We start from the raw sequence: 13,130 nt of genomic DNA, 5'->3' as shown, positions 1-13,130 counted from the left end.
AAAAGGACAATAACAACAGCGCCCATTGAGTAACGCCATGCTGCATCACACGCACGCCACTAAACAGTTTCAGACAACTACACAGCTTCAGTCTGAACAGCGTCGACATATCGAGCATATTTTTCAGCTCGGTGAAGGGCTAGAGGCTCCCTGCTTGCCTGCGCAGGCTACCATCCGTCGCTCCTGGCTGCGCTGCCTGAACGAATATCAACTAGACCCCACTCATCCACGCCCAGCGCGGGTAGTGCCCCAGCAAACACTGATTGAGCACCGCGAGTCCGTCGATGAGTTACTGCATGTCGCCCGTGCCGGGGTCGATCAGCTCTATGGACAAATAGCTCAGCTTGGCTACGTGCTACTGGTCACCGACCACCGCGGCATTACCGTTGAGTTTCGCGGTGATCCCAACCAGGATCAGCAATTACGCAAAGCAGGCCTATACCTGGGGGCTGACTGGGATGAACGCTTTGCCGGCACCTGCGCTGTTGGCACCTGTTTACATGATCGTCAGGCCATCATCTGCCACCGCCAAGAACACTTCGATGCATCCCATATCTCGCTGACCTGCACCGCCGCTCCTATTGCGGATCCTCAAGGTAATGTGATGGCGGTATTAGATATCTCCGCGCTGCAGTCGCCTACCCAGCACGAAAGCCAGAATTTCAGCCTATCGCTGGTAACGCTTTATGCACGCATGATTGAGGATGCCTATTTTCTTCAGCGCTACCGCGACTGCCTGATGGTGCGTCTAGATACCTCGCGGGAATTTGTGCACGTCAACGGGCGTGGTTTAATCGCCATTGAAGAGAATGGACAGGTGATCGCCGCCAACGCCGTGGGCCGCGAGCTAATCGCCGAACACCAGCACCGCTGGCCACCTTGGTCCGCAAATTACACCCCAATGCTTGGCGAACTATTTGAGTGCGAAATCGCCGATATACTCAGCATTAATAGCGGTACTGATGATCAATTGCGTGCCTTCCGCGCTCGCGCCAGCAACACCATCCACTTTATAAGCCTGCTGGAACCCCGCCGTCCCCGCATGGCGCAACGGGCAACACCGCTTACTTCTGAACTGCCGGAACCCTTAGCTCGGCTGGGTGCCGACGACCCTGCGATGCGCAAAGTACAAAAACTGGCCGACCGCTTGCGTAATGAAGCTAACGTGAACGTGCTGATTAGCGGCGAAACCGGCACCGGTAAAGAGGTGGTTGCACGGGCGCTGCACGAAAGCGGCAACCGCGCCAAACAACCATTTATTGCCGTCAACTGTGCGGCCATTCCCGAGTCACTGATTGAAAGCGAACTGTTTGGCTACGAACCTGGCGCCTTTACCGGCGGCCGCTCAAAAGGGATGCGCGGGCTCATTCCACAGGCCCATGGAGGCACGCTGTTTTTAGACGAAATCGGTGATATGCCGTTAGCGCTACAAACCCGACTGCTGCGCGTGCTGGCCGAACGGGAAGTGATGCCGCTGGGGGCTAACACGCCAGTTAAAATCGATATTCGCGTTATTACGGCCACCCATCGCCATATCGAAGAAATGATCCAGCAAGGGGAATTTCGCGAAGACCTCTACTACCGGCTCAACGGTGCTCAGCTTCGACTGCCCGCGCTACGCGAACGCGCCGATAAGCTATTTGTTATTCGCCGCGTGTTTGAAGACGTCGCTGCCGAACGCGCCACGCGTGCCTCGCCGCGCCTGCGCGCAGATGCCATCAGTGCGCTGCTCGCTTATTCTTGGCCCGGCAATATCCGTCAACTTAAAAACGCTCTCGCTTTTGCCCTGGCCACTTCGGAAAGTGACGAAATCACCGTTCACGACCTGCCAGAACAGTGCCTTAGCCAGCGAATTACCTGCAACGCGTCGGCCAAACTTGAAACGAACGCCAGCGAAGCCCTTTCAGGTTCACTTATCGATCTGCTCAAGCAACATCACTGGAATATCAGCGCGGTTGCCCGTGAGCTAGGCGTTTCGCGTCCCACGGTATATCGGCAAATGCAGCGCCAAGGGATTGTGCCCCCCAACTGGCAGGGCTGATAGCCAATTGCTCTATCCACTAGTTGGCCATGGGGTTTACCCTCACGTACACTTGTTTGAATCTATTTTTAAACAACTCGTTTCGACAAGCCGAGGCTCCCCCATGGCGTTTGATTCAACCTCTTCTTACATTGCAACTGATGCACTCAAACAGGCAGTCAATGCCGCGGTTGTGCTACAGCGTCCACTACTCATCAAAGGTGAACCCGGTACCGGTAAAACACTGCTGGCCGAGGAACTCGCTGAATCCCTGGGCACTAAGCTGATTACTTGGCATATCAAGTCCAGCACCAAAGCCGCCCAGGGGCTTTATGAGTACGATGCAGTCAGCCGCCTGCGCGATTCCCAGTTGGGCGTTGAAGGGGTGGAAAATGTCGGTAACTACATCAAGCCCGGCAAGCTGTGGGAAGCTTTCACCGCGGGCGAGCGCGTGGTGCTACTGATTGATGAAATCGACAAAGCGGATATCGAGTTTCCCAACGACCTGCTGCAAGAGCTGGATCGTATGGAGTTTCATGTTTATGAAACCGGCGAAACCATTCGCGCCGAACAGCGCCCGATTATCGTGATCACCTCGAATAACGAGAAAGAGCTACCCGACGCCTTCCTACGTCGCTGCTTTTTCCATTACATCGAATTCCCCGACCGCGAAACCATGCAGGCGATTGTGGATGTTCACTTCCCGGATATCGCCCCCAGGTTGGTCGGCGAAGCCTTGGAAGTGTTTTTCGATCTGCGCAACGCCCCAGGGCTCAAGAAAAAGCCCTCTACCTCAGAGTTGGTGGATTGGCTCAAGCTGCTAATGGCCGACGAACTGGCCCAGGAAGCGCTCTATAACCGCGACCCGGCCAAAGCCCTACCGCCGATGGCGGGCGCACTGGTTAAAAACGAGCAGGATACTCACCTGCTAGAGCGCCTGGCGTTTATGATGCGTCGCCAAAAGAGTACGGGGCGCTAAGCCATGTTTATTGGTCTGTTTGATGCCCTCAAACGTGCCGGTGTGCCCGTTTCTCTGCGCGAATTACTTGATCTTCACGCCGTGGTCGAACGTGGCGTCGTGTTTGCCGATATGGAAGCGTTTTATCAAGTGGCGCGTACTGTCATGGTCAAAGACGAGCGCTACTTTGACCGCTTTGATCGCGCCTTTGCTGCCTGGTTTAAAGGCCTGGAAGACATGGATTCGGCAATTGAGGCACTCATTCCGGATGAGTGGCTGCGACGTGAATTTGAAAAACAGCTCAGCGACGAAGAGAAAGCCAAAATTGAATCCCTGGGTGGTCTTGAAGAGCTGATCGAGACGTTTAAAAAGCGCCTGGAAGAGCAAAAAGAGCGCCATGCGGGGGGCAACAAGTGGATTGGCACAGGTGGTACCAGCCCTTTTGGAGCGTATGGTTACAACCCTGAAGGCATACGCATTGGCCAAGATGGCTCACGCCATCGACGCGCCACAAAGGTATGGGACGAGCGGCGTTTTCGCGATTACGATGACTCGCTTGAACTGGGCACCCGCAATATCAAAATGGCCTTGCGGCGGCTGCGCAAGTTCGCTCGCCAAGGGGCATTGGACGAGTTTGATGTAGACAGCACTATCCGCGAAACCGCACGGGATGCGGGGCTGCTTAATATCCAAATGCGCCCAGAACGTCATAATGCGGTTAAAGTGCTGCTGTTTTTAGACGTCGGTGGGTCGATGGATGATCATATTCGTGTCTGCGAAGAGTTGTTCTCAGCGGCACGTTCCGAATTCAAGCATTTAGAACATTATTACTTCCACAACTGCCTCTACGAAGGGGTTTGGCGTAACAATATGCGGCGCCGTAACGAACGCATCCCGACCATGGATGTGTTGCACACCTACGGGGCGGACTATCAGGTGGTGGTAGTCGGTGATGCCGCCATGTCGCCTTACGAAGTCACTCACTCGGGTGGCAGCGTGGAACACTTCAATGATGAACCTGGAGGCGTGTGGCTAAAGCGCTTGGCTGATACGTTTCCACGCTTGGCGTGGTTAAACCCCATGCCACCCCGTGCCTGGGAGTACACCTATTCGACCCAGTTAATTCGTGACGTTATCGATGACCGCATGTATCCCATGACCATGGAAGGGCTGGAGACAGCCATGCGCGAGTTAGCTAAGTAGCAACTCGTCAAAAGGAACAATATTACTATCTCATCTGAAATTTTAATCAAAAAAACAGCGTGTTCGATAGAACGCGCTGTTTTTGCAAACCTAATCGACTAACGCTTCCCACTAAGTCATGCGTGATAGCACATCATGGTTGGTCAATTTACGGTGCAAAATTGCCATCACCACATGGCCTACAATCAGCGCCAGCAGTATCCAACCAAGTTCACCATGCAGCAAACCGCCAAGCTCTGTCATCCAGGCAATTTCTTCACCATCAAAGCCTGGCATTAGGTTGAACCCAAATACATCCAGCGCACGACCTGAACCGTATTGGCGAATCAGTGCAATCGTGGGCACTGCGATCATCAAACCATACAGTGCCAAGTGCCCCAGCTTTGCCATCACACTAACCGAGGGCGGGCGGCGAGATGCGTTCATTAGCGCCCAGGCACCTCGCGCGACAACAAGCGTCAAGAGCACAACGCCCACTTGGCTGTGAGTACCCCATAAAAAAGATTCGAGCGGAGTGTCTTCGAAAAACACCCGCGCTGCAGCACTGCTGAATTGCCATACAAATAATAGTGCCATCCCCCAGTGAAGCAGGCGACTGACTATCCCATAGCGTTTATTAGTATCCATCATTGCTAGCGCCATACGCTTTTCCCTTTAATTAAAGATAAAACTTGCCTCTATTTTACCCAGGAAAATAGACAACATCATGACATCAGCGTGCAAGTTCGTTGCATAAAATGGAACGCTTCGTTGTTTTTTAGCCTACAGCGTGGCAGGAAAGTTGTTCAAACCTGACAAAAAAGCCTCTTTGGCCTCAGTAAATGCAGCGGGGTCATGCTTAAATCGGCGTAGTATTAACGCCTCATCAAGACTCAAGGTGGGCGTCAGGTCATTACTATGCTTAGCAGGATGTCGGGCGCCTAAACCAATGCGCTGCCCCTGTGCACCATCAAACCAGCGCTTAAACCCGCACTGCTGATAGAACGCTTCTTGGGTGGCATCACTTACCTCAACGCGCAGCGGGGCCTTAAGGGTTAACTCGCTGATTAGACGCGCTTTAGCACCATCAACAAACTCGCAAGCGTGAGTTACCGTCATCCCCTCGCCAGCCTCATCCAACACCAGCAATGCTAGCGCCAGGGGTTTACCATCGCCATCGACTCCCGCTAACAAACGGGCTGCCTCTTGGTCAAACAACACATTTTTAGTGCCAGTAAAAATTACCAATGGCGTTAACCCAGCTTGCTGACCGTATACCTTGGCACACAAGGTTGCCAAACACGCATTACGCGGGGCGCTCTGACTAATATGAACTACCTTCATTACGCTCTCTCATGAGAATTTAAAATCACATCAACAACAGAAAAACTTTAAAAGTTCGCCAGCCTAGAGCAAAGCTTTCGCTAGCACCACCCTCTGCTCCCAAAGGAACTACACTCTAGTGGCAGAGTCGCACTAAGCGCGACTCGCTTATTTGTCGCTAAGGAGAGCCAATGCCACAGTATATCGACGATCCCACGTTACCCAAACCGAGTTTCCCTGGTAGCCACATGGTTATCGATGATCATTATGTGTTTATTTCAGGACTAACGGTTACAGATCTTTCTAACGGCAAAGCCTCCCGTGGAGATGTCAAAGAGGAAACTCGACTCGTCATGCGCGAACTTGAACGCATGCTAAAACAAGAGGGAGGCAGTCTGGCGGATATTGTTAGAGTCGACATTCATCTTGCTGACTTAAGACAGATCAATGCATTAGACAGTATCTACGCGGAGTTTTTTGAACCAGGACGCTACCCAGCACGCACCTGTACAGAGTCACCAAATATTTGCGGGGGCAGCACCGTCGAAATTACTTTGATGGCAAAGCGTCCAGACCTCTAATTGCTATTAAGCACAAAAAGCCAAATTAATGACTTTTTGTGCTTACATACCTAACGTGAATCAGCTTTATAGCCCAGCCAACATACCTGAGGGGTATGTCAGGGTGAGCAGATTCGCCATTCCAATTAGGAAAAGAGTCACTCCGGCCGCTACCCCCACTGCAACAACAGGCTTAATGCGCGCCACCATAAGCAAGAAACCGAGACAAAATACCGCTGCAGTAAACAGGAAGCCGAATATCATCACGCTGCCAATTAAGGCGAAGAAACCAGCCACCCACGAGAAATGCTGACGTAACACCTGGGTTTGCCATTGCAACGGTTTGATGGCCGTTCTGATAATTTCAAGCAGGCACGCTGCCACGATAATGGCCATCGCAAGCCTCGGCATCATCCCACCTAGTAGGGAAAGATCAGCAAAGGCCAACCACATATACCCAGCGCCTACCAATAAGCTGCCCAGCAATACCAAATCGATCACACCCAGCGACAGCGGAGCCACCTCTTCCTGAAGTGCATGTGGAGAGGGCTGCTCGGCCTGAGGGCGCTTTTGCAGGTAGCTGCGTAAAGGGGGGACAATCAGTGATGCCACAATCAGTGCACCAATGATCAGTACTCCAGGCCGCATAAAGGCTTCTACCCCCTGAAACTGAGCGGCTTGATAGAAATACGCCTCGGCTCCAGGCGCCAGAACAAACCCAATCAAAAAGGCGGGACGAGACCAGTTTGCTTGCTTGAACAGCACCCCGATAGCGCCAATAATGCCTAAGGCGAATAAATCCCCTAACGAGCGCGTCGCTTGATAGGCCGCGAACAGTATCAAGATGGTAATCAGCGGCGCTAAAATCACGAACGGCACCCGCGTTAAGCTAGCCACGGGCCTGGCTAAACCTAGGCAGAGAGCAGCGCCTAAGATATTAGCGAGCGCTAATGACCAAATAATAGTGTACGTCAGATCAAGATTCGTCTCTAACATGCTGACACCGGGCTGAAGGCCAAGTAGTAGCAAGCCACCTAAGAAGACCGCCGCCGTGCCCGAACCGGGAATACCAAACAGCAGAGTGGGTACCATCGCCCCGCAGGCACACGCATTGTTAGCAGACTCTGGTGCAATGACGCCGCGAATATCGCCTTTGCCAAACTGCGATTTATCTTTGGCACTCTGCACAGCGTGGCCGTAGGTTAGCCAATCTACCACCGAGCCGGCCAAGCCTGGAATCGTCCCCATTAAGCTACCAATCCCCGCACAGCGGGCCACTAACCCCGGCCGCTGAGCGACATCCTTTACGCCCTCTTTCCAGCCTTTGCCTAATTGACAAGGCTGCTCGGCAATCGCGCCTCGTTTTACCAATAAATCAATGATTTCGGGCAGTGCGAAGATACCTAAACCGACCACCACTAGCGGCAAACCATCATAGAGATAGTCAATTTCAAAGGGCAGCCTGAACTCTCCGGTGGCAGGAGCCATTCCAATGGTGCCGACCAGCAGCCCAACGCCGCAAGCGGCAACGCCTTTAAAAACATCCTTACCAGAAAGCACTGCCACCATGGACAGTCCCAGCAGCGTTAACATAAACAGCTCAGACGATGAGAACGACAGAACAACAGGTCGGGCTATTAGAATAAATGCGGTGAGCACAAGCGCACCGATTAGCCCACCCATCATTGAAGAAAGGAACGCACTGGAAAGCGCTCGTGCAGCTTGCCCTTTTTTGGCCAACGCAAAGCCATCCACCACGGTTGCCTGAGAAGCGCTGGAGCCTGGTATGCCAAGTAACACGGAGGCAAAGGTATCGCCTGTAGGTATTACCGCCACTAACCCCATCAGCATGCCCAGCGCCACGGTAGGCTCCATGCCATAGAGGAATGGCAGCAATAGCGACATACCAGCAATGCCGCCAAGGCCAGGAATAATGCCTACAATGAGCCCAATGAGGACACCCATAACCATGTACAGCATATGGGGAACAGTAAACAACTGTCCCAAACTGGAGAATAAGACATCTAACATTGTGATGGCTCTTATGTTGTTTAGTGTAAGGGAGCCCAAAAGCACTGCTTAAACAGAGCTTTTGTAGTATTAATTGGCGTGCTAAATACGGGCGCCGTGCTGCTCTAGCAACCACTCGACCAGCCACTGCCGCGTGGCATCGTCTAGTGACATAGCATCATGAAGGTGCTGCTCTACCACTTCACCAACAACGGGCGTGTAAGGGCCAAGTTGGGCCATTGCAGCGTCTTGAAACGCTTGCGTATCAACAAAACGACGTGCTGCTTCGCGATACTCCTGAATCAATGCGTCTGGCGCGTCTTTAGGCAGTAAGATCAATTTCTGAAGTGTGAATCCTGAGGCAAAAAATTTGCGAAACGCCTCGGCAGCAGGACCACTAGGCACTTCACCATGAACTGTTTCGTACACCTCATAGAACGTCGGCAAGTCAGGGAAAGCTGGGTCACGGACGATATCCCCGTTATCATTGAGCATACCCAGGGAAAAGAGTGGAACCGCCCGTCCACTCTCAACCAGCGGCTCAACGCTGCTGAAATAAGCAGAAGTGGTTTGGAAGTCGATATCAGCCTCCCCCCGCTCAAAAGCTAATCTGCCCTCTCCACGACTACGCATGCCCGAAACGGCCTGCACATCAGCCCCAAGCAAATCAAGCGCAATCAATACCGGCAGCTCTAGCCCCGTATGGCTTTGTACGGCAAACTTAACGCGTTGATCGGCCACCGCACTTAGCACCTCCTCTGCGGTATTTCCTAGCTTAGGCTGGGCATACACCACGCCTCCCGTTGGGGTAGCTAAAATAGGTGTCCAATCGTCGTAGCTATAGCGCACACGCCGATCTTGCAGCATGGCTGGATACTGGGTGGAGGCAGAGGTGCCGATCCATTGACTGCCATCCGAGGCAGCACGCATGGCAAACAAGTTGCTGCCATTAATGGAGCCACCGCCAGGCACATTATCGATCACCAGCGTGGGGTTACCTTGTACATGGTCGCTCATCCAGGTCGTGAAGAAGCGTGCCCACACATCGGTTCCCCCGCCGACACCAAAAGGAATGGTCCAATGAATGGTATCGGGCACCCCCACATCACTTGCCTGTGTATTAACGCTGGTAGCGCCTAACGCTGAACAGGCAACAACAAGTAGTGCTTTTTTGTAAACTGTGCGCAAAGCAGGCAATTTATGAGCATTGAGGGGTTTTCTCTTTAGAGTAGTCATGGCGAAACTCCTGTTATTCATTATTGTCGGTTGGTTATATTCGTTGAGTGATTTAATTAACAGCTTCGATGGCGTGACTACCCACTGCCTTTGCAGGGGATGCATAAAAAATTTGTCCACTCATAATTTTACGAGCCGTTCGGATAAGCGACACACGCGCTAGATCAAACGCGTTCTGCTGACGATATTCAGCCGTCAACTCAATAGAGCCAGAAGGATGCTCTAAGACAATCTTTGATAGAAGTTGGTCAGCGGACAACCGCTGGGTACCAATTGCCATTTCATTGGCAACTGAACCAGGCACATTAATCGCGGCCGCAACGGCTATTGCCCCCGTTACAGCAATGGCTTTGTGGCAGCGATGAGGCACAAAATAGCGAACATTGAGCGTATGCGATGCCGCTTCAGCCGCTGAAATAAGCACGACCTTTGGCAGAACGCTTTGGCTAACATCGCCCAACCCCATCCGCAGCCCCGCCTCACGGCGCAGGGTTTCTAAACGCGTTAACAAGGGCGCGTTATCATCTAATTCAACAGGTAACTCATAGCCGGTCAATCCGACCGACTCGGCACGCAGTAGCATAATCGGGGTAGCCGCATCGATACAGCTCACCTCGACACCCGCAATCTCTTCACATGCTTTTCCGGTGGGTAACAGGTGGCCTGTTTTACTTCCCATGATGTCTAAAAAACTGAGCTGAATGCCCGCAGCACTTCCCGGAACGCCGCTAATGGTGACACTGCCTTCGTACTGCACCTGTTTCCCCGGTGTGGGGACATGGCATTCAATCAGCCGCTGCGTGTTTAAATTATGTACTTTCACCACCGTAGTTCCGTTTTGGGGCTCCACTAGCCCCGTCTCTATGGCATACGGACCTACAGCAGAGAGCATGTTGCCGCAGTTAGGATTGAAATCGACACGTTTGTTCACTACATCCACTTGAGCAAATAGATAGTCAACATCGGCGTCAGGGTGCGATGAGCGCTCTACAATAGCCACTTTGCTAGTGAGAGGGTCGCCCCCTCCAATGCCATCAATCTGTAGCGCATGCCCAGACCCCATCAAACTTAGCAGGATGTCGGCCTGCTGCTCTTGATCACTGGGCAGGTCTTTCATACGGATAAAGGGGCCTCGAGAGGTGCCGCCCCGCATAATGACACAAGGAATGCTGTTCATATCGTTCCGCCATAGTTCACGATGACTGTATGAACGGAGAATGTCAGCCAATCTTTAATGTCTCAAATGCAAATATAGATTGCTATAAATCCATTTTTTGCATTAATGTGTTTTGGTTATTAAACCAACTTTTTCGCGCAACAATACTATGCTGCATAGACTCGAATTTCTTGACCTTCATGCGTTCGTTTTAGTCGCTGAATTAGGCACCTTTCATGAGGCGGCTCAGCGCCTGCATTTGTCACAACCGGCCCTCACTCGGCGCATCCAAAAGCTGGAAGAACTCCTTGAAGTTGAACTACTTGAGCGAACGACTAGGCGTACTCGACTGACGCCTATCGGAGCAGATTTTTTGCCCCGGGCCAGGCGCATGCTAGAGGAGTATGAATCCTCTATTTTGGGGATTCGGGAGTTAGTCACACACCAAAAAGGCACTGTGACGATTGCCTGCTTGCCGACCGCGGCATTCTACTTTTTACCTAGTGTCATTCGCGTGTTTAGCGAGGCGTGGCCGGGCATACGCATCAGGATTCTAGATGTCAGTGCTAACGAGGGATTGGAAAAAGTTATTAATGGCGAGGCTGACTTCGGCATCAACATGATCAGCGCGCAAAGCTCTGAGGTGAGATTTACACCGCTGCTCCGAGATCCTTTTGTACTGGCGTTACGTTCTGATCATCCGCTCGCTAGCAAACAAAAAATTGAGTGGAGCGACCTTGAAGATGTGCGACTCATCACGGTGAGCCGAGATAGTGGAAATCGCACGCTACTGGATAATGCCCTATCAGCAGAGGGTATTCACCTCAATAGCTTTTACGAAGTCCAACATCTATCCACATCATTAGGGCTGGTCGAATCGGGGCTAGGCGTGGCTATTTTGCCGCGCATGACCATGCCCGGCCCAGACCACGACACGCTCTGCTCTCGGGAGCTGCCCGAACCACGCATTCAGCGCTCTATTGGCTTGGTTCGCAGCAACTCACATAGCCTATCCAGTACCGCTCAGTTATTTATTGATCTTCTTCTAGAACACTGGGGAAAAGAGACTATTTAGCGCTACCTACAGGCATAAGTAACGCCAACACCGCCTCAATATCCAAGTGCGCTTCCAGCGTATCAGCCAGTCGATCAAGCGCTTGCTCGCGATGGGCACGGTAATCAACGGGGGCCGCACTTTCTAAGCCTAACGTAGTCAGCAACGCTTGGCAGGCTTCAGGATGGTCAAACAACCCATGCAAGTAAGTGCCCATCACTTGGCCATCGATACTGATAGCGCCATCCACGTGGCTACCTAAATCAAACAGCGGCCGATTGAGTGCATTTCCGTTGCTTACACCATTGTGAATTTCGTAGCCCGTCACAGCCGCTTCTTGCCCAACCATGACGCCGCTGACATTGCGCAGCTGCTTGCCCGCTACCATACGTGTGGACATCTGCAACAGCCCCAAACCTGCTACTTTCCCTGGCGGGCCTTCCAAGCCGTCCGGGTCATCTACCCACTCGCCCAGCATTTGAAAACCACCGCAAATCCCCAGTACCTTGCCGCCGTAGCGCAAATGGCGAGCAATCGCTTCTCTCCAGCCCTGGCGTGTAAGCCAGGCTAAATCGCTGGCGGTGCTTTTGCTCCCCGGCAGTATCATTACATCAGCAGGTGGAATCGGTTGGTCTGGCCCTACAAAGGTAAGCGATACCTGGGGATGTAAGCGCAGCGGATCAAAATCCGTATGATTGCTGATACGCGGCAGCGCGGGAACAATGACCTTCAGGGTGTGATTGGCTTTTTCAGCGTGAACCCGACCAATGCTATCTTCAGCATCCAGCAGTAGGCCCTGCAAGTAAGGCAGGGTTCCCAGTACTGGCTTGCCGGTACGCGCTTCTAACCACTCAAGCCCTGGTTCTAAAAGAGCAATATCGCCCCGAAAACGATTAATAATAAATCCTTTCATGCGTGCCTGCTCGCTGTCGCTTAGTAGCGCCAGTGTTCCTACTAGCTGAGCGAACACACCGCCGCGGTCAATATCGCCCACTAATAAAACCGGGCAGTCTGCAGCTTCGGCAAAACCCATATTAGCGATATCGCCTTTACGCAGATTGATTTCCGCCGGACTGCCCGCGCCTTCGGCAATGATCACATCAAAGCGGCTTTCCAGGGCCTGCCATGCTGCCATGACGCTCTCTTTCGCCGTGCGCTTAAACGCGTGATAATCCAGTGCATCCATATGGCCATGCACTTTACCGCGTAGAATCACTTGGGCTCCGCGATCCGTCTCCGGCTTTAATAGCACCGGATTCATATCACTATGGGGAACCACACCCGCTGCCTGCGCCTGTAACGCAGTGGAGCGGCCAATCTCACCACCATCACTGGTAACGGCGCTATTAAGTGCCATGTTTTGCGGTTTAAATGGCGCGACTGAAATACCACGGCGCTTTAACACGCGGCAAAGCCCGGCAACTACCGTACTTTTGCCCGCATCCGAAGTAGTTCCCTGAATCATTAATGTGGTCATGCCCGTCGGCCCTTGCTGAGAGTAGCCGAACTGTAGCCGCCGAACAGATAGTTAGCAACGGACAAGACCTCTCAACAACGTGCATAGGCCATGGCATTTCGGTATCAACCGCCAGCAGACAAGCCTGCTAATTTCCGCTAGGGTAGCGCCTCAC

Annotated in this window: 11 protein-coding genes; 5 read left to right on the top strand and 6 right to left on the bottom strand. The window is 52.6% G+C overall.

Annotation, left to right across the window (positions count from 1 at the left end):
* The first annotated feature begins 37 nt into the window (after positions 1-37).
* From B6A39_RS07485 to B6A39_RS07475, 3 genes are all read left to right on the top strand, one after another.
* Complete coding sequence (locus tag B6A39_RS07485) at positions 38-2,041, top strand: sigma-54-dependent Fis family transcriptional regulator (RefSeq protein WP_083003346.1); 2,004 nt, start codon at positions 38-40, stop codon at positions 2,039-2,041.
* A gap of 103 nt (positions 2,042-2,144) precedes the next feature.
* On the top strand, positions 2,145-2,999 hold the full coding sequence (locus B6A39_RS07480; RefSeq protein ID WP_009723563.1) for an AAA family ATPase: 855 nt from the start codon (positions 2,145-2,147) through the stop codon (positions 2,997-2,999).
* Between the two features lie 3 nt (positions 3,000-3,002).
* Complete coding sequence (locus tag B6A39_RS07475) at positions 3,003-4,181, top strand: vWA domain-containing protein (RefSeq protein WP_083003343.1); 1,179 nt, start codon at positions 3,003-3,005, stop codon at positions 4,179-4,181.
* A 111-nt stretch (positions 4,182-4,292) separates the two neighbouring features.
* Here B6A39_RS07475 and B6A39_RS07470 read toward each other — a convergent pair whose 3' ends face one another.
* Together B6A39_RS07470 and B6A39_RS07465 are read right to left on the bottom strand one after the other, a co-directional pair.
* A complete protein-coding gene (locus B6A39_RS07470) occupies positions 4,293-4,823 on the bottom strand; it encodes a cytochrome b (protein ID WP_083003339.1) in 531 nt (176 codons plus the stop codon).
* A 120-nt stretch (positions 4,824-4,943) separates the two neighbouring features.
* Positions 4,944-5,504: a hypothetical protein gene (locus tag B6A39_RS07465; RefSeq protein ID WP_083003335.1), complete on the bottom strand. Its 561-nt coding sequence runs from the start codon at positions 5,502-5,504 to the stop codon at positions 4,944-4,946.
* A gap of 170 nt (positions 5,505-5,674) precedes the next feature.
* Here B6A39_RS07465 and B6A39_RS07460 point away from each other — a divergent pair, with 170 nt between their 5' ends.
* The gene (locus B6A39_RS07460; RefSeq protein WP_083003332.1) at positions 5,675-6,064 is read left to right on the top strand and encodes a RidA family protein; all 390 of its coding nucleotides are present in this window, start codon (positions 5,675-5,677) and stop codon (positions 6,062-6,064) included.
* A 66-nt stretch (positions 6,065-6,130) separates the two neighbouring features.
* Here B6A39_RS07460 and B6A39_RS07455 read toward each other — a convergent pair whose 3' ends face one another.
* The 3 genes from B6A39_RS07455 to B6A39_RS07445 all read right to left on the bottom strand — a co-directional run bounded on the left by B6A39_RS07455 (position 6,131) and on the right by B6A39_RS07445 (position 10,466).
* A complete protein-coding gene (locus B6A39_RS07455; RefSeq protein WP_083003328.1) occupies positions 6,131-8,074 on the bottom strand; it encodes a tripartite tricarboxylate transporter permease in 1,944 nt (647 codons plus the stop codon).
* 81 nt (positions 8,075-8,155) lie between these two features.
* Positions 8,156-9,289 carry a tricarboxylate transporter gene (locus B6A39_RS07450; protein ID WP_083003325.1) on the bottom strand — a complete coding sequence of 378 codons (1,134 nt, stop codon included), beginning with the start codon at positions 9,287-9,289 and terminating at the stop codon, positions 8,156-8,158.
* A gap of 52 nt (positions 9,290-9,341) precedes the next feature.
* Complete coding sequence (locus tag B6A39_RS07445) at positions 9,342-10,466, bottom strand: 4-oxalomesaconate tautomerase (RefSeq protein ID WP_083003322.1); 1,125 nt, start codon at positions 10,464-10,466, stop codon at positions 9,342-9,344.
* A gap of 148 nt (positions 10,467-10,614) precedes the next feature.
* Between B6A39_RS07445 and B6A39_RS07440 the strand changes: the two genes are divergently transcribed.
* Positions 10,615-11,520 (top strand): LysR family transcriptional regulator, encoded by a 906-nt coding sequence (locus tag B6A39_RS07440; RefSeq protein ID WP_193061679.1) that lies wholly within the window; start codon positions 10,615-10,617, stop codon positions 11,518-11,520.
* Here B6A39_RS07440 and B6A39_RS07435 read toward each other — a convergent pair.
* Positions 11,513-12,976 carry a cobyric acid synthase gene (locus B6A39_RS07435; RefSeq protein WP_083003320.1) on the bottom strand — a complete coding sequence of 488 codons (1,464 nt, stop codon included), beginning with the start codon at positions 12,974-12,976 and terminating at the stop codon, positions 11,513-11,515. The genes B6A39_RS07440 and B6A39_RS07435 overlap by 8 nt on opposite strands.
* Between the last annotated feature and the right edge of the window lie 154 nt (positions 12,977-13,130).

It is taken from the genome of Halomonas sp. GT (assembly GCF_002082565.1).
Lineage (GTDB): Bacteria > Pseudomonadota > Gammaproteobacteria > Pseudomonadales > Halomonadaceae > Vreelandella.
This window is presented reverse-complemented; position numbering and strand designations above follow the sequence as displayed.

Coding starts and splice junctions, on each gene's coding strand:
- B6A39_RS07485 (WP_083003346.1), top strand. CDS start 38: ATGCTGCATCACACGCACGCCACTAAACAGTTTCAGACAACTACACAG.
- B6A39_RS07440 (WP_193061679.1), top strand. CDS start 10,615: ATGCTGCATAGACTCGAATTTCTTGACCTTCATGCGTTCGTTTTAGTC.
- B6A39_RS07465 (WP_083003335.1), bottom strand. CDS start 5,504: ATGAAGGTAGTTCATATTAGTCAGAGCGCCCCGCGTAATGCGTGTTTG.
- B6A39_RS07470 (WP_083003339.1), bottom strand. CDS start 4,823: ATGGCGCTAGCAATGATGGATACTAATAAACGCTATGGGATAGTCAGT.
- B6A39_RS07475 (WP_083003343.1), top strand. CDS start 3,003: ATGTTTATTGGTCTGTTTGATGCCCTCAAACGTGCCGGTGTGCCCGTT.
- B6A39_RS07480 (WP_009723563.1), top strand. CDS start 2,145: ATGGCGTTTGATTCAACCTCTTCTTACATTGCAACTGATGCACTCAAA.
- B6A39_RS07460 (WP_083003332.1), top strand. CDS start 5,675: ATGCCACAGTATATCGACGATCCCACGTTACCCAAACCGAGTTTCCCT.
- B6A39_RS07435 (WP_083003320.1), bottom strand. CDS start 12,976: ATGACCACATTAATGATTCAGGGAACTACTTCGGATGCGGGCAAAAGT.
- B6A39_RS07450 (WP_083003325.1), bottom strand. CDS start 9,289: ATGACTACTCTAAAGAGAAAACCCCTCAATGCTCATAAATTGCCTGCT.
- B6A39_RS07455 (WP_083003328.1), bottom strand. CDS start 8,074: ATGTTAGATGTCTTATTCTCCAGTTTGGGACAGTTGTTTACTGTTCCC.
- B6A39_RS07445 (WP_083003322.1), bottom strand. CDS start 10,466: ATGAACAGCATTCCTTGTGTCATTATGCGGGGCGGCACCTCTCGAGGC.